Here is a 16,127-nt window from a genome sequence, read left to right as displayed (position 1 = left end):
GCACAGCGCTCCATGTTAAAAGCAATAAAAACGCCGGACGGTGCCGGCGTTAACCTGAGCATTCAGCGGAAGCCAGTACTACGCTTCGCGCTTCGCCTCGTCGCGCAATTCGCGACGTAAAATTTTACCGACGTTGGTCTTCGGCAGCTCATCACGAAACTCGATAATCTTCGGCACTTTATAGCCGGTGAGCTGACGGCGACAATGATCCAGCACTTCCTCTTTCGTCAGGGATGGATCTTTTTTCACGATGCACACTTTCACCGCTTCGCCGGAGAGATCGCTCGGCACGCCAATCGCCGCCGCTTCGCGCACCTTGGCGTGCTGCATCAGCACATCTTCGATTTCGTTAGGATACACGTTAAAGCCGGACACCAGAATCATGTCTTTTTTACGATCGACGATGCGGATAAAACCTTCAGCGTCCACGGTAACAATATCACCGGTGTGCAGCCAGCCATTTTTCAGCACTTCCTCGCTGGCATCCGGCCGCTGCCAGTAGCCAATCATGACCTGTGGCCCGCGAATGCACAGTTCGCCCGGTTCGCCCGGCGGCACGTCGCGATCTTCATCATCGACAATACGCACGTCGGTGGACGGAACCGGCAAACCGATGCTGCCGGTGTGGCAGGTAATATCATAAGGATTAACCGACACCAGCGGTGAGCATTCGGTGAGTCCGTAGCCCTCCAGCAGATAGTGTCCGGTGAGTTTCTCCCAGCGCTCGGCCACCGCTTTCTGCACCGCCATACCGCCGCCGGCAGACAGACGCAGCGTGGAGAAATCCAGCTGGTTAAAATTGGCATCGTTCAGCAGGGCGTTGAACAACGTATTAACACCGGTGATGGCGGTAAAGGGAAATTTGCTCAGCTCTTTAACGAAGCCGGGAATATCGCGCGGGTTGGTAATCAGCAGGTTGGTGCCGCCCAGGTCGAGGAACAGCAGACAGTTCACCGTCAGGGCAAAGATGTGATAAAGCGGCAGCGCGGTCACCACCTGCTCCTGACCGGCGCGCAGCAGTTTACCGTAGGTGGCTTTGGTCTGCTCCAGATTAGCCTGCATGTTGCCGTGGGTCAGCATGGCGCCTTTCGCCACGCCGGTAGTGCCACCGGTGTACTGCAGAAATGCCAGATCCTGATTATTGATCACAGGACGATGATAGCTCATCTGCTCGCCCTGCTGCAGCGCATGACGGAACGGTACCGCCCCTGGCAGATGGTATTTCGGTACCAGCTTTTTCACATATTTAACGACGAAGTTCACCAGCGTGGCTTTTACCGGCGCCAGCTGATCGCCCATGCGCGTCAGCATCACGTGCTTAACCGGGGTTTCCGCGACCACTTTTTCCAGCGTATGGGCGAAGTTGGAGACAATGACAATTGCATTGGCACCGCTGTCATTAAGCTGGTGCTTCAGCTCGCGCGGCGTGTACAACGGGTTAACATTCACCACCACCATACCGGCACGCAGCACACCAAACAGCGCCACCGGATACTGCAGCAGATTCGGCATCATCAGCGCGACGCGATCGCCCTGCTGTAAGCCTAATCCCTGTTGCAGCCAGGCCGCAAAAGCACGGCTCTGCTGCTCCAGCTGGCGGTAAGTCATTGGCTGGCCCATGTTAATGAAAGCCACCTGATCGGCATAACGTTGCGCTGCGTGTTCGAAAAGATCGACCAAAGAGGGATAACGGTCTGCGTTAATTTCCGCTGGTACATCTGGCGGATAGCGTTTCAGCCAAACCTTGTTCAAAGATTCACCCCGATATTCTTGTTGCGTAGCCATCGCCGCCTCTGCAATCAGTGTTGTTAACAATATTTTAACTGATTGTACCAGTTTGCCTGTTCCGGCATTTTCAGGTTGCGAGGCGCATCACTAAATTTCGCGCATCGGTTGCGCGCCCAATAAAAAGGCCCGTTCGCGAGCACCGCGACCGGGCCGTAAAAAAACCTGTTTAGCGCTATTCGGTAAGAATGGTCTCGACCTGCGCCGGACCGCCGGTATTCATGCCCCAGTAGGGGTTAGGCCCCCAATAGCCGGGATGGCGACGCGTCGGCCCGTACCAAATCCACGGATCGATCGGCTGCGGCGGCGTCATCACCTGCTGAGTCAAATGCCAGCGCTGATAACCGCGCACATCAATCACCACAAAGTTGTAACTGGCTTTGCCAATTTCCCCTTTCTCGGTGCCTTTGATGTTGCCCAGCACCGTGACGTACTGATTATTGACGTCGATCGGATCAACAAAACCATGAATGTCCGCATAAATGCGGCCAATTGAGGCAGCACCGAGGCGCGGTCGCGCGCTGTCATCCAGCGGCTGAGTGGCAATTTCCAGCCGGGTCAGGCCGTTGAGGTTAGTTACCTTCACGACTTTGCCGCCGAAGCGCGACTCCTGGCCGACATACAGCTGCGGCGCATTCATCACGCGTAATAAATCCTGCTGTGGAAGCTGAGAACTCCCTTTAATGGCATCCGGCACTGACACGCAGCCGCTGAGCAACAGCGCACAGGCTAACAGAGCGCCAGACATCCCTTTACGACTAATTGGCATAGCACTTCTCCTGTTATTTCTCCGTTAGACTGAAGGCGCAAAAATAAGTTGCGTGGGCGCCTAGCGTCCCGGCAATTTTTTCCATGCCACTTCATTGCGCAGATAAACCGGCTCAGCATTTTCCACTGCCACGCTGTCGCCGCGCTGCCAGGCGCTGAGCGCCAGCGGCAGCATATCTTCTGCGGCAGGCAGCGTGACCGTGGTGGTCAGCAGTTGTGCCCCGGTCGCGCCAGCCAGCAGCTGCGGATAAGCCTGCCAGCCGGTGCCGACGGTGGCCCACTCGCCGCTCAGCTGCGCGATGCGCGCCTGTGCCGCTTCCGGCTTGAGTACGGCTTCGCTCTCAGCGCCCTGCCACTCGCCCTGCTCATCACGCTGATACTCTGCCCAGTAGACTTCACCCATGCGCGCATCAATCGCCGCCAGCACGCGCGTTGCCCCGGTCAAACGCCAGGCGCCCTGCGCCATGGTTGCCAGCGAGGATACGCCAATCATCGGCAGATTTGCGCCCAGCGCCAGGCCCTGCGCGATGCCAATGCCGATGCGCACGCCGGTAAAACTGCCGGGCCCGCGGCCAAACGCCAGCGCGTCCAGCGCGCTCAGCGCCAGCGACTGCGCCTGCAGCAATTCCTGCACCAGCGGCAGAATACGTTGAGTATGATCGCGGGGCGCGATTTCGAAGCGGGCATCGATCTGCTGCTGATTCAGCAGCGCGGCAGAGCAGGCTTCTGTCGCGGTGTCCAGGGCTAAAATTCGGGCGGACATAACAACCTCAGAGAATCAAAATGGCGCGCATCTTACCACAGCCGGGCACAAATTAGTGCTGCTCTGGCGGACGCACAAAGTCAATCGCACGCTGTAAATCGCGGGTGCGCGGTGTCGGCGGCAGGCTATTAAGGAACAGACCGCCATACGGACGCGACACCAGCCGCTGGTCACAAATCACCAGCACGCCGCGATCGTCGGTATCGCGAATCAGACGGCCCACGCCCTGCTTGAGGGTGATCACCGCGTCCGGCAGCTGCACATCGTTGAATGGATCGCCGCCGCGCAGACGGCAATCCTCCATGCGCGCCTTCAGCAGCGGATCTTCCGGCGAGGTAAACGGCAGCTTGTCGATGATCACCAGCGACAGCGCATCACCGCGCACGTCAACGCCTTCCCAGAAGCTGCTGGTGGCCACCAGCAGTGCGTTGCCAGCATCAAGAAACTGTTTGAGCAGCTGCCCTTTGCTGGTTTCGCCCTGCAACAGCACTGGTAAGGTCATGGAGGCGCGGAATTCCGCCGCCAGCTCGCGCATCATTTTGTGCGAGGTGCACAGGAAGAAACAGCGCCCTTTGTTGGCTTCAATCAGCGGTTTCATCATGCGTGCCAGCTGACGCGCACCGCCAGGATAGTTGGGTTCCGGCATGTTGCGCGGCACGCACAGCAAGGCCTGCTGCGCATAATCAAACGGACTTTCGAGGATCAGGGTGCGGGCATTATCCACGCCGAGCCGGCTGGCGAAGTGGCTCATCTGTTCGTTGACCGCCAGCGTCGCCGAGGTAAATACCCACGCCGCTTTGCGTCCGTCCATCACTTCGCGGAAGCGCTCCGCAACCGACAGCGGCGTCAGCGCCAGCGTAAAGTGCCGGCTGCTGCATTCGTACCAGTAGCTGAAGCCCGGTTCATCAATCGCACGTAAACGCTTGAGCCGGGTGCGATACAGCGCGGCACGCTCGAAGGCGGCGTCCAGCAGCGCGGAACGGCCCAGCGACAGCTTAATCACGTCGTAACACAGCTCGAGCGCATCATCCAGCAGCGTAAACATGCGCATGATGTTGTTGTCGCTCAGCAGGTCACGCAGATTACCGCGAAAACCGGGCTCGCCCAGCGTCAGGCGGAAATCCTGTGCGCACTGCGCCAGCCGGTCGGCGGATTTCTGCAGCTGCTGCACATCGCGCACCTCGGTGCGGTAGGCAAGGATAATGTCTTTGGCGAGATCCTGCAGTTGCCGGCTCGACAGCTGCTGGCCAAAATACTGGCTGGCGATATCCGGCAGCTGGTGCGCTTCATCGAAGATCATCACGTCGGCTTCCGGAATCAGCTCGCCAAATCCCCCCTCTTTGACCACCAGGTCGGCGAGAAACAGGTGATGGTTCACCACCACCACATCCGCATCCATCGCTTTTTTGCGCGCCTTCACCACGAAGCAATCTTTATACAGCGGGCAATCGCTGCCGAGGCAGTTATCGTTGGTACTGGTGACGTAAGGCCAGATCGGGCTGTCTTCCGCGACGCCAGCGCAGCTGCTGACGTCGCCATCAACGGTCTCCGATGACCAGCTGCGCACGTTAATCAGATCGCCGAGCGCCTGCACGCTGAGATCGCCGCCGGTCTGATTTTGCTGCTCCAGCCGTTCCAGGCACAGATAGTTGGAGCGCCCTTTCAGCAGCGCAGTTTTGCCGCTGAACGCCAGGGCGCGGGCAATGGTCGGCAGATCGCGGTTGTAGAGCTGATCCTGCAACGCTTTGGAACCGGTCGACACAATGACTTTTTTCTTCGCCCGCAACGCCGGTGCCAGATAAGCATAAGTTTTACCGGTGCCGGTGCCGGCCTCGACCACCAGCTCGCCCGCCTGCTGCACCGCTTCGCTCACTGCCTGCGCCATTTCGCGCTGTGCCTCGCGCGGCTTAAAGCCGGGAATCGCCTGCGCTAACGCGCCATCCGCTGCAAAATCGTCTGCCACACATCCTCACCGATTGCTCTTAAAACTACTGTAATTATGTCAGGATTCACCGCAGGCGACCACAACAGATGACAGCCGGCCATGGGATATGGCAGGCTAACGCAGCTAAAATAAAGGAGAACAGCATGACCATTACGCGTATTGATGCCGAGCACCGCATGTCCGAAGCGGTTGTACATGACCAGACCGTGTATTACACCAGCGTGCCGGAGAATCTGGATGACGATGCGGAAGCGCAGACCGCTAACGCGCTGGCGGTGATTGACCGCATCCTGACGCGCGTGGGTTCGGATAAAAGCAAAATTCTCGACGCCACCCTTTTCCTGGTAGACAAAGAGGACTTTGCCGCGATGAACCGCGCCTGGGATGCGTGGGTCTCGCCGGGTAATGCGCCGGTACGCTGCACGGTGCAGGCCGGCCTGATGAATCCGCGCTATAAAGTGGAAATCAAAATCATCGCCGCGCTATAACGCTCGCCGGGCGCTATTCGTCGTCTTCGTCCTCTTCGAAGCGCGCCCGAATCGCTTCGCCCTGATGGTTCTGGCGAATTTCCTGCGCCACCTGCGCAATCGCCTGCCCGCTGGACATGCCGCCGGCCATCAGTTCCTGAATACGTTCCACTGCCTGCTGCTGCTGTTCGTGCGATAAAGCCGGAAGACCTGAAAACATGATGCACTCCTGTAATGGGGGGACGCATTATTCCACGCTGAACAAACAGGTGCCAGCAGCAAAAAAATATGCCAGGCTACGCGCCTGCCTGCTGAACTGATTTAGCCAAACGAACGTGAAAACCCTCTCGCTACAGTATACGCCCGATACACTTTTACACCGTTTTTCCACGCTGGCGCACCGCCCTTGGGCGATGCTGCTGACCTCTGGTCATGCCGAGCACGCGGATAACCGTTTCGATATTCTCACCGCCGACCCGCGGGTGACCCTGACGACGCGCGGTGACAGCACCGTCATCGACGATGGCACAGGCATCAGCCACTCTAACGCCGATCCGCTGCAGCTGGTGCAGCAGCAGCTGGACGCGCTGGGCATCCGGCCGGCGTTTGATGCAAATCTGCCGTTTCAGGGCGGCGCGCTGGGTCTGTTTGGTTATGACCTCGGTCGCCGTTTCGAAACGCTGCCGCAGCGGGCGCAGCAGGATTTACACACGCCGGATATGGCGGTCGGCATTTATGACTGGGCGCTGATTGCCGATCATCATCGCCAGACGCTGACGCTGATTGCCCTGCACGACGCGGAGCAGCGCTGGCAGTGGCTACAGGCGCTGGCGGTGCCGCAGCCCAAACCCTTTGCCCTGACCAGCGACTGGCAGGCCAATATGAGCTATGCGCAGTACGCCGCGCGTTTCCAGGCGGTGCAGGCCTACATCCAGGCGGGCGATTGCTACCAGGTTAATCTGGCGCAGCGTTTCCAGGCCAGCTATCGCGGCGATGAGTGGCAGGCGTTTTTACGTCTCAACCGCGCCAACCGCGCGCCGTTCAGCGCCTTCCTTCGTCTGCCGCACAGTGCCGTGCTGAGCCTGTCGCCGGAGCGTTTTCTCTCGCTGCAGCAGCAGCAGATTGAAACCCGGCCGATTAAAGGCACGCTGCCGCGTCTGGCCGATCCGCAGGCCGATCGGTTGCAGGCGGAGAAACTGGCCAGCGCCGAAAAAGATCGGGCGGAAAACCTGATGATTGTGGACCTGCTGCGTAATGATATTGGCCGCGTCGCCGAGCCGGGCAGCGTCAGCGTGCCGGAGCTGTTCGTAGTAGAGCCGTTCCCAGCGGTGCATCACCTGGTGAGCACGGTGCGGGCCAGGCTGCCGGACGCGCTCTCCGCTACCGATTTGCTGCGCGCCTGTTTCCCCGGCGGCTCCATTACCGGCGCGCCCAAGATCCGCGCCATGGAGATCATCGAAGAACTCGAACCGCAGCGGCGCAATGCGTGGTGCGGCAGTATCGGCTACATCAGCCTGTGCGGGCGTATGGACAGCAGCATTACCATCCGCACGCTGATTGCCGAAAATCAGCAGCTGTACTGCGCGGCGGGTGGCGGTCTGGTGGCTGACAGCGATGCTGAGGCGGAATATCAGGAGACGCTGCACAAGCTCAACCGTATTCTGCCCTGTCTGCGTGATGAGGCGTGATATGGAGTTGACGCTGGCGCAGTTTCTCAGTCGCTTTGTGCTGCAGCCGCCGCTAGCGACCGCGCACAGCGTGACCAGCGGACGCCGTGCCGCGGTGCTGGTACCGGTGATTGATGGCGACCAGCCCGAACTGCTGCTGACCCGCCGCTCCGCGCTGCTGCGCAAACATGCCGGGCAGGTGGCGTTCCCCGGCGGCATGATGGATGCCACTGACGATTCGCTGATCGCCACCGCGCTGCGTGAAGCGCAGGAAGAAGTGGGCATCGCGCCGCAGCAGGTGCGGGTGGTCGGCGTGTTACCGCCAGTCACCAGCAGTACCGGTTTCGCCGTCACGCCCGTGGTCGGTATCATTCCGCCGCACTTACCGCTGCGGCTCAACCCGGATGAAGTTGAAAGCGCCTTTTCCATGCCGCTCGCAGAGGCGCTGCGGCTGGGGCGCTACAGCGGACTGACGCTGCGCCGCGGTCATCGCCAGCACCAGGTGTGGCTGTCTTGGTATGAAGATTATTTTATCTGGGGCATGACCGCCGGTATCCTGCGCGCGCTCGGCCAGCAGATCGCCCTGCCCTGATCCCCCGTCCCGTTTCACCCTGGCCGAAAAATTGATCCCGTTCACATCCGGGGATACGGATAACTATTTCTGTGGTTTATAATTAGTTTATTTCATGCGAAAAGCTGCTCGCTGCTGCCCGCTGGCGATTACTATTAGCCGCATTAACGGCCTGCGCCGTAGAAAAGAAGATTTGTGAGGAGCGTCACCGGTGATAAGTGTTTTTGACATGTTCAAAGTGGGTATCGGCCCGTCCAGTTCGCATACCGTTGGCCCGATGAAAGCGGGCAAGCAGTTTGTTGATCTGCTGATCGAGCAGGGCAAGCTGCAGGACGTGACGCGCGTGGCGGTGGACGTCTACGGCTCACTGTCGCTCACCGGTAAAGGACACCACACCGACATTGCCATCATTATGGGTCTGGCCGGCTTTGAGCCTGCCAGCGTCGACATCGACAGCATTCCGGCGTTTATCAAAGATGTCGAAACGCGTGAGCGCCTGCTGCTGGCACAGGGCGCGCGCGAGGTCGACTTCCCGCGTGACGGCGGCATGGTCTTCCGTAGCGAAAACCTGTCGCTGCATGAAAACGGCATGACCCTGTACGCGTTTGCCGGCGATCGTCTGCTTGAGCGCAAAACCTATTACTCGATTGGCGGCGGCTTTATTGTCGACGAAGCGCATTTTGGTCAGTCAGTGCTGGATGAGGTCGCCGTACCCTACCCGTTCCATTCAGCCAAAGAGTTGCTCAGTCATTGCCGCGATACCGGCATGTCGCTTTCCGGGCTGGTGATGAAAAACGAACTGGCGCTGCACAGCCGTGACGAGATTTACGCCTATTTTGGCAACATCTGGCAAACCATGCAGGCGTGTATCGATCGTGGCCTGAATACCGAAGGCGTTTTGCCGGGCCCGCTGCGCGTGCCGCGTCGGGCGGCGTCGCTGCGACGTCTGCTGGTCTCCTCAACCAAACATTCTAACGATCCGATGAACGTCATCGACTGGGTCAATATGTTTGCGCTGGCGGTGAATGAAGAGAATGCGGCCGGTGGTCGTGTGGTCACTGCACCGACCAACGGTGCCTGCGGCATCGTGCCGGCGGTGCTGGCGTATTACGATCACTTTATCGAAACGGTCACGCCGGATATCTTTATCCGCTACTTCCTCGCCTCGGGCGCGATTGGCGTGTTGTATAAAATGAACGCTTCGATTTCCGGTGCCGAAGTCGGCTGCCAGGGTGAAGTGGGCGTGGCCTGCTCAATGGCCGCCGCCGGCCTTGCTGAATTACTGGGAGCCAGCCCGGAGCAGGTGTGTGTTGCCGCTGAAATCGGCATGGAACACAACCTCGGACTGACCTGCGATCCGGTCGCTGGTCAGGTACAGGTGCCGTGCATTGAACGCAACGCCATTGCCTCCGTCAAGGCGATTAATGCCGCGCGAATGGCGCTGCGCCGCACCAGCGCGCCGCGCGTATCGCTGGATAAGGTGATCGAGACGATGTACGAGACCGGCAAAGACATGAATGCTAAATATCGTGAGACCTCGCGCGGCGGTCTGGCGATCAAGGTGCAGTGCGACTGACCGGCAAAGTCGCGTTTCGCTGCTGACAATTGCAGCGATCGGCCATTATTTCTGCAATGGCCTCTACCTCCGCGTTATCAAACCAGATACATTATTTTTGCGCGCGACCTCTAATGGTCGCGCGATTTTTTAGTGCCGCTTTTTTTCTCCAGCCGCGCTAAATTTGGCCGCCGCCATGCCGATAACCTTTACGTTAATTTGGCCTCATTCTTTGTCTTAGCAAGGTGGTTACTGATGCTCCTTCCCCAGCAATTTGTGGGTCAATTTCGCCGTAAGCGCCTGCTTATTGCGTTGGTGATCGCGTCGCTGGTTCTCATTCTTACGCTGACTTTTCGCTACATCGAAGAGAAGTCACGCATTGAGCAGCAGTCCCTTGACTTTGCCACCCGCGCGATTGAGCGCTTTGACCGCATGTTTTCGCCGCTGGACGTCTCCGCCAACAACACGCTGGGGCTGGTGGGCGTGCCCTGCACGCAGGTGCGCTATCCGCTGATTGAGAAGATCGCCGCGCTGCAAACCGTGCGCACCGTGCTGCTGGTGCAGGACGATACCATCTACTGTTCGAGTATTTATGGCCCGCGCCACATCTCGTTCAGCCAGACCTATCCCGAGCTGGCGATCAACAACCAGCGCATGATGCTGTCCACCGACGACTACCTGCTAAAAGGTTCGCCGGTGCTGCTGCTGTGGACGCCAAAGTCGCTGGATAACCAGGACGGCCTGCTGCAGATCATCAACATTGAGCTGATGACCAACTATCTGCTGGAGCCGCAGCTGCCGTGGGTGGAACGCGCGATCTTCAACGTAGGCGGACAGAGCCTCGAGTACGGTAATCCGCTGATCGAGCATACCGTGCCGTCCGATGACGAAGTGGCGTACGATCAGGCCTCGCTGCGTTATCCCTACAGCATTACGCTGTACGGTCCCTCTCCGGCGCGGCTGGCGCTCAACACGCTGCCGTCTCAGCTGCCGCTGGCGGTACTGCTGAGCCTGCTGCTGGGCTATATCGTCTGGCTGGCCACCGCCAATCGCATGAGTCTGAGCTGGCAAATCAGCTATGGCATCACCGCTAACGAATTTATGGTTTACTGCCAGCCGCTGATCAATGCCCGCAGCGGCGACTGCGATGGTATCGAGCTGCTGCTGCGCTGGCACAATCCGCGTCAGGGCTGGATTGCCCCGGACGTATTTATTCCGCTGGCCGAACGCCAGAATCTGATTGCACCGCTGACGCGCTTTGTGATTGCCAGAGTCGTCGCGGAGTTGCCTAATCTGCCACAGTGCCCGGCATTTCATATCGCGATTAACGTCGCGGCCAGCCACTTCCGCGACCGCCTGATTGTTGAGGATTTACAGCGCTACTGGTGGCCCGCCAATCCCCTGCCGAAACTGGTGGTGGAGCTGACCGAGCGCGATGCGCTGCCGGTCATCGACCAGACGGTCGTGGCGCAGCTGCATGAAATTGGCGTGCGGCTGGCGATTGACGATTTCGGTACCGGCCACAGTTCGCTGGCCTATCTGAAAGACCTGAAGCCGGACGTACTGAAAATCGATAAAATCTTTACCGCCGCGATTGGCACTGACGCGATCAACGCCACGGTGACGGATATGGTGATTTCACTGGCGCAGCGGCTGAATATCGCGCTGGTCGCGGAGGGCGTAGAAACCGCCGAGCAGGCGCATTATCTGCGCGAGCGCGGCGTGGATCATCTGCAGGGTTACTACTATGCGCGCCCGATGCCGATTGAGGACTTCCCGCAATGGCTGGCGCAGCATCAGGCGCAGCTGGGCGCCTGATGCCGGACGACATCAGGCGTCGCCCTCTTCCTCGTCGTGGTGCGGCTTGTCTTTGGTGACGCGCACCAGATCGATACGGTAATCCGTGGCTTCGATAATCTGGAAGTGCAGCGGTGGCAAATCGATAATCTCGCCCGGCAGCGGCAGCTGTCCCTTCTGCTCAATCAGCAGGCCGGCGAGCGACGCGTGATCTTCATCCGGATCGACCAGCTCATGGTGGTCGAGCAACTGCTGCAGCGAGTGCAGATCGGTACCGCCCTTCACCAGCCAGCCGTCGCCATCCGCCACCACATCCGGCGTTTCGTCTTCGTCCGGGAACTCACCGGCAATCGCTTCCAGCACGTCCAGCGGCGTAATCAGGCCCTGTACCACACCAAATTCGTTGGTAACGATGACGAAGCTCCCTTTAGCACGACGCAATACGCCCAGCAGGTTGATCGGATCCAGCGTTTCCGGTACCACAATCGGCGGCGTGTTGGCCGCGAAGGTCGCGACATCCATACCGTGCTCCAGCGCCACCAACAGCTCTTTGGCGCGCACCACGCCGATGATCTCATCCAGTTCGCCACGACACACCGGGAACAGACTGTGAGGCGTATCCAGCAGCTGAATGCGGATCTCATCCAGCGGACGCGAGACGTCGACCCACGAGATATCGCCGCGCGGCGTCATGATGCTGCGAATCGAACGCTGTGACAGCGTCAGCACGCCGTTAATCATGTAACGCTCTTCGTCTTTAAACGCTTCCTGCGGCATCGCTTCGGTCAGCGACGCTTCTTCAGTATGCGCCGGCTGGTTACGCTGGCGCCCGCCCATCAGACGCAGAATCGCTTCGGCGGTACGTTCACGCATCGGACGGTGCGCCTGATGACGGATAAAGTTCCGGCGCGCAATCTGGTTAAACAGCTCGATCAGAATCGAGAAGCCAATTGCCGCGTACAGATAGCCTTTCGGAATATGGAAACCAAAGCCTTCCGCCACCAGCGACAGACCGATCATCAGCAGGAAGCTCAGACACAGCACCACCACCGTTGGGTGCGCGTTGACGAAGCGGGTCAGCGGTTTTGAGGCCAGCAGCATCACGCCCATGGCAATCACCACCGCCGTCATCATCACCGGCAGATGGTTCACCATACCGACGGCGGTAATCACCGCATCCAGGGAAAACACCGCGTCCAGCACCACAATCTGCGTCACGACCGCCCAGAAGCTGGCATAGGCTTTATTGCCCTGATGCTCCATGCCACGGTTTTCCAGCCGCTCGTGCAGTTCCATGGTGGCCTTAAACAACAGGAACAAACCACCAATCAACAGAATTAAATCTCGTCCGGAAAAGCTGAAATCGCCTACGCTGAATAGGGGTCGCGTTAGCGTCACCATCCAGGAGATCAGCGACAGCAGGCCGAGGCGCATCACCAGCGCCAGCGACAGACCAATCAGGCGCGCTTTATCACGCTGTTTCGGTGGCAGCTTGTCGGCAAGAATGGCGATAAACACCAGGTTGTCGATGCCGAGCACAATCTCCAGCACGATCAGCGTCAGTAAACCCGCCCAGATTGAGGGGTCGAAGAGAAATTCCATCAATGACTCCTTGCTAAACGTAAGGGCGAACGCGACTGAGCCTGCGCCGGAAGGCGAGACGAGAGAGCGTTAACGGATGAGGCAACACCGGCAGGTGTCAGGGTGCGCGCTGAGCAGCGCGGGGAACAAGTGAAGCGACGTCGGTGACGGTCCATATAGGTGAGCTAAAGCCCGGTACTCCTGAGTAATAAACAGAAAGCTAATGTATCAGTTACATCAACAACGTCAAAAAATTTTCTTACATTTACAAATAACTGCGCCAGCGCAAGAAACTGCCATAAAAATGCCCGTTGCCGCCGGTACGCTCTGAATAGCAGAGCAACGTCACATATTTTATTTTTTCGCTCACTAAAATAAATCGCGACCTTACTGCTGTATCGCGGAATGTTTTGGGCCTTTTCCTGATGACTTTCTTCAATTTAGTCCCGGGCGATCCACAGAAAATAACAACGGTAATTCTCAATGATTCCCGGCCATGGTCGGGAACTCTCATGCGAACGGAGGTAGCAAGTGACCATTGCGCTTGTAATTGGTACACATGGCTGGGCGGCAGAACAGCTGCTTAAAACAGCAGAAATGCTGTTGGGCGAGCAGGAAAATGTCGGATGGATTGATTTCGTGCCCGGCGAGAATGCAGAAACGCTAATCGAAAAATATCAGGCGCAGCTCGCCAGACTCGACACGTCGAAGGGCGTGCTGTTTCTGGTGGACACCTGGGGCGGCAGCCCGTTTAACGCCGCCAGCCGCATCGTGGTGGACAAACCGGACTATGACGTTATTGCCGGGGTCAACATTCCCATGCTGGTGGAAACCCTGATGGGCCGCGATGACGATCCATCGCTGGAAGAGCTGATCCACATCGCCGTCGAGGCCGGCCGCGAGGGGGTGAAAGCGCTCAAAACCGAATCCGCCGCGCCGGCCGCGGCCGCACCGGCCCCGAAAGCCCCTGCCCAGCCGCAGAAACAGCTGGCGCCGGGCGAGCACATGAAAATTGGCCTGGCCCGTATCGATGACCGTCTGATCCACGGCCAGGTGGCCACGCGCTGGACCAAAGAGACCAACGTGACGCGCATCATCGTCGTCAGTGATGAAGTGGCCAACGATCACGTACGCAAAACCCTGCTGACTCAGGTGGCGCCGCCGGGCGTGACCGCCCACGTGGTGGATATCGCCAAGATGATCCGCGTGTGGAACAACCCGAAGTACGGTTCCGATCGCGTTATGCTGCTGTTTACCAATCCGACCGATGTTGAGCGCGTGGTGGAGCAAGGCGTGGATATCAAGTCGGTGAATATCGGCGGCATGGCCTTCCGTCAGGGGAAAACGCAGGTTAATAACGCGGTGTCGGTGGATGAGAAGGACATCGCTGCCTTCCGCAAGCTGAATGAGCGCGGTATCGAACTGGAAGTGCGTAAAGTCTCCAACGACCCGAAACTGAAAATGATGGACCTGATTGCGAAGGTCAATGCCTGATTCGCCTGTGCCTGCGCGCGTGGGCAAAAAGTTCTGATCTTGCTGAGGAAAAATGCAATGGAAATAACCTCGCTACAAATAGTGTTGATATTTATTGTGGCCTGTATTGCCGGGATGGGATCCATTCTCGATGAGTTCCAGTTCCACCGGCCGCTGGTGGCCTGTACCCTGATTGGTGCAGTGCTGGGTGATATGAAAACCGGCATCATCATCGGCGGTACGCTGGAGATGATCGCGCTGGGCTGGATGAACATCGGTGCGGCAGTGGCACCGGATGCGGCGCTGGCTTCCATCATCTCCACCATTCTGGTCATTGCCGGCGGTCAAAGCGTCGGTGCCGGTATTGCGCTGGCCATCCCGCTGGCCGCGGCCGGTCAGGTGCTGACCATCATCGTGCGTACCATCACTGTCGCCTTCCAGCACGCCGCGGATAAAGCTGCGGAGAAAGGCAATCTGACGGCGATTTCATGGATCCACGTCTCTGCCCTGCTGCTGCAGGCGATGCGTATCGCTATCCCGGCGCTGATTGTGGCGGTCTCGGTCGGTACCAGCGCGGTACACAGCCTGCTGAGTTCGATTCCGGAAGTGGTCACCAATGGTCTGAACATCGCCGGCGGCATGATCGTGGTGGTCGGTTACGCGATGGTCATCAACATGATGCGTGCCGGTTATCTGATGCCGTTCTTCTATCTTGGCTTTGTCACCGCCGCGTTCACCAACTTCAACCTGGTGGCGCTGGGCGTGATTGGCGTGGTAATGGCGGTGCTGTACATCCAGCTGGCGCCAAAATACAACCGCGTCGCAGGCGCTGCCTCGGCGGGCCCGGCTAACAACGACCTCGACAACGAACTCGACTAGGAACAGGTGACATCATGGTAGATACAACCAATACTCCAAAGAAACTCACCCCCGGTGACGTGCGCGGTGTGTTCCTGCGCTCCAACCTGTTTCAGGGTTCGTGGAACTTTGAACGCATGCAGGCGCTGGGCTTCTGCTTCTCAATGGTGCCGGTGATCCGTCGCCTGTATCCGGAAAACAACGACGAGCGCAAGCAGGCGATTAAGCGTCACCTTGAGTTCTTCAACACCCATCCTTACGTGGCCGCGCCAGTGCTCGGCGTGACCATGGCCATGGAAGAGCAGCGCGCCAACGGTGCGGCGATCGATGACGGTGCCATTAACGGCATCAAAGTGGGCCTGATGGGGCCGCTGGCTGGCGTGGGCGACCCGATTTTCTGGGGGACCGTGCGTCCGGTGTTCGCCGCGCTGGGTGCCGGTATCGCGATGAGCGGCAGCCTGCTTGGTCCGCTGCTGTTCTTCTTCCTGTTTAACATTGCGCGCATGCTGACCCGTTATTACGGCGTGGCTTATGGCTATCGCAAAGGGGTGGATATCGTCAGCGATATGGGCGGCGGCTTCCTGCAAAAACTGACCGAGGGGGCATCGATACTCGGCCTGTTTGTCATGGGAGCGCTGGTCAACAAGTGGACGCACGTCAACGTGCCGCTGGTGGTATCCCGCATCACCGACCAGACCGGCAAGACCACGGTCACCACCGTGCAGTCGATTCTCGACCAGCTGATGCCCGGCCTGATTCCACTGCTGCTGACCTTTGGCTGTATGTGGCTGCTGCGCCGTAAAGTTAACGCGCTGTGGATCATCGTTGGCTTCTTTGCCATCGGTATCTTTGGTTACTGGATCGGCCTGCTCGGTCTGTAATCTCACCGCCGGGAGT

14 protein-coding genes are annotated in these 16,127 nt (G+C 58.7%); 8 read left to right on the top strand and 6 right to left on the bottom strand.

Annotated elements, in window-relative coordinates; genetic code table 11:
• Positions 1 to 78 precede the first annotated feature (78 nt).
• From fadD to E7738_RS04045, 4 genes are all read right to left on the bottom strand, one after another.
• Entirely contained in the window at positions 79 to 1,752 is a 1,674-nt protein-coding gene (gene fadD / locus E7738_RS04060) for a long-chain-fatty-acid--CoA ligase FadD (protein WP_241798699.1), read from the bottom strand.
• A gap of 208 nt (positions 1,753 to 1,960) precedes the next feature.
• Positions 1,961 to 2,554 (bottom strand): Slp family lipoprotein, encoded by a 594-nt coding sequence (locus tag E7738_RS04055; protein WP_010616392.1) that lies wholly within the window; start codon positions 2,552 to 2,554, stop codon positions 1,961 to 1,963.
• A 60-nt stretch (positions 2,555 to 2,614) separates the two neighbouring features.
• Positions 2,615 to 3,316, bottom strand: a complete 702-nt coding sequence (tsaB, locus tag E7738_RS04050) for a tRNA (adenosine(37)-N6)-threonylcarbamoyltransferase complex dimerization subunit type 1 TsaB (RefSeq protein WP_021510038.1) — start codon at positions 3,314 to 3,316, stop codon at positions 2,615 to 2,617.
• Positions 3,317 to 3,368: 52 nt separating this feature from the next.
• A complete protein-coding gene (locus E7738_RS04045) occupies positions 3,369 to 5,279 on the bottom strand; it encodes an ATP-dependent DNA helicase (RefSeq protein WP_211724388.1) in 1,911 nt (636 codons plus the stop codon).
• Positions 5,280 to 5,404: 125 nt separating this feature from the next.
• On the opposite strand from E7738_RS04045, the gene E7738_RS04040 reads away from it, so the two are divergent.
• The gene (locus E7738_RS04040; RefSeq protein ID WP_021510036.1) at positions 5,405 to 5,749 is read left to right on the top strand and encodes a RidA family protein; all 345 of its coding nucleotides are present in this window, start codon (positions 5,405 to 5,407) and stop codon (positions 5,747 to 5,749) included.
• A 13-nt stretch (positions 5,750 to 5,762) separates the two neighbouring features.
• Here the strand turns inward: E7738_RS04040 and E7738_RS04035 are convergent, their stop codons facing one another.
• A complete protein-coding gene (locus E7738_RS04035) occupies positions 5,763 to 5,948 on the bottom strand; it encodes a YoaH family protein (protein WP_021510035.1) in 186 nt (61 codons plus the stop codon).
• Between the two features lie 115 nt (positions 5,949 to 6,063).
• On the opposite strand from E7738_RS04035, the gene pabB reads away from it, so the two are divergent.
• The 4 genes from pabB (at position 6,064) to E7738_RS04015 (ending at position 11,339) form a co-directional block, all read left to right on the top strand.
• Positions 6,064 to 7,416, top strand: coding sequence for an aminodeoxychorismate synthase component 1 (pabB, locus tag E7738_RS04030; protein ID WP_394516126.1), 1,353 nt, complete (start codon positions 6,064 to 6,066; stop codon positions 7,414 to 7,416).
• Between the two features lies 1 nt (position 7,417).
• On the top strand, positions 7,418 to 7,987 hold the full coding sequence (locus E7738_RS04025; protein WP_394516125.1) for a CoA pyrophosphatase: 570 nt from the start codon (positions 7,418 to 7,420) through the stop codon (positions 7,985 to 7,987).
• Between the two features lie 190 nt (positions 7,988 to 8,177).
• Complete coding sequence (gene sdaA, locus E7738_RS04020) at positions 8,178 to 9,542, top strand: L-serine ammonia-lyase (RefSeq protein ID WP_394516124.1); 1,365 nt, start codon at positions 8,178 to 8,180, stop codon at positions 9,540 to 9,542.
• A gap of 234 nt (positions 9,543 to 9,776) precedes the next feature.
• On the top strand, positions 9,777 to 11,339 hold the full coding sequence (locus tag E7738_RS04015; protein WP_021510031.1) for an EAL domain-containing protein: 1,563 nt from the start codon (positions 9,777 to 9,779) through the stop codon (positions 11,337 to 11,339).
• A gap of 12 nt (positions 11,340 to 11,351) precedes the next feature.
• Here E7738_RS04015 and E7738_RS04010 read toward each other — a convergent pair whose 3' ends face one another.
• The gene (locus E7738_RS04010; protein ID WP_021510030.1) at positions 11,352 to 12,920 is read right to left on the bottom strand and encodes a TerC family protein; all 1,569 of its coding nucleotides are present in this window, start codon (positions 12,918 to 12,920) and stop codon (positions 11,352 to 11,354) included.
• A gap of 510 nt (positions 12,921 to 13,430) precedes the next feature.
• On the opposite strand from E7738_RS04010, the gene manX reads away from it, so the two are divergent.
• The 3 genes from manX to E7738_RS03995 are packed head-to-tail and all read left to right on the top strand — an operon-like array spanning position 13,431 to position 16,111.
• On the top strand, positions 13,431 to 14,393 hold the full coding sequence (manX, locus tag E7738_RS04005; RefSeq protein ID WP_394516123.1) for a PTS mannose transporter subunit IIAB: 963 nt from the start codon (positions 13,431 to 13,433) through the stop codon (positions 14,391 to 14,393).
• 57 nt (positions 14,394 to 14,450) lie between these two features.
• The gene (locus E7738_RS04000; RefSeq protein ID WP_031280203.1) at positions 14,451 to 15,251 is read left to right on the top strand and encodes a PTS mannose/fructose/sorbose transporter subunit IIC; all 801 of its coding nucleotides are present in this window, start codon (positions 14,451 to 14,453) and stop codon (positions 15,249 to 15,251) included.
• 14 nt (positions 15,252 to 15,265) lie between these two features.
• Positions 15,266 to 16,111, top strand: a complete 846-nt coding sequence (locus E7738_RS03995) for a PTS mannose transporter subunit IID (RefSeq protein ID WP_021510027.1) — start codon at positions 15,266 to 15,268, stop codon at positions 16,109 to 16,111.
• Positions 16,112 to 16,127: the final 16 nt, after the last annotated feature.

The organism is Pantoea sp. SGAir0430, assembly GCF_043549295.1.
The sequence above is the reverse complement of the archived record's forward strand: the minus strand, read 5'-3'. Positions and strand labels throughout refer to the sequence as shown.

Excerpts from the sequence above, each read along its gene's own strand:
- E7738_RS04055 (WP_010616392.1), bottom strand. The coding sequence starts at position 2,554 with ATGCCAATTAGTCGTAAAGGGATGTCTGGCGCTCTGTTAGCCTGTGCG.
- tsaB (WP_021510038.1), bottom strand. The coding sequence starts at position 3,316 with ATGTCCGCCCGAATTTTAGCCCTGGACACCGCGACAGAAGCCTGCTCT.
- E7738_RS04040 (WP_021510036.1), top strand. The coding sequence starts at position 5,405 with ATGACCATTACGCGTATTGATGCCGAGCACCGCATGTCCGAAGCGGTT.
- E7738_RS04035 (WP_021510035.1), bottom strand. The coding sequence starts at position 5,948 with ATGTTTTCAGGTCTTCCGGCTTTATCGCACGAACAGCAGCAGCAGGCA.
- E7738_RS04025 (WP_394516125.1), top strand. The coding sequence starts at position 7,418 with ATGGAGTTGACGCTGGCGCAGTTTCTCAGTCGCTTTGTGCTGCAGCCG.
- E7738_RS04015 (WP_021510031.1), top strand. The coding sequence starts at position 9,777 with ATGCTCCTTCCCCAGCAATTTGTGGGTCAATTTCGCCGTAAGCGCCTG.
- E7738_RS04010 (WP_021510030.1), bottom strand. The coding sequence starts at position 12,920 with ATGGAATTTCTCTTCGACCCCTCAATCTGGGCGGGTTTACTGACGCTG.
- E7738_RS04000 (WP_031280203.1), top strand. The coding sequence starts at position 14,451 with ATGGAAATAACCTCGCTACAAATAGTGTTGATATTTATTGTGGCCTGT.
- E7738_RS03995 (WP_021510027.1), top strand. The coding sequence starts at position 15,266 with ATGGTAGATACAACCAATACTCCAAAGAAACTCACCCCCGGTGACGTG.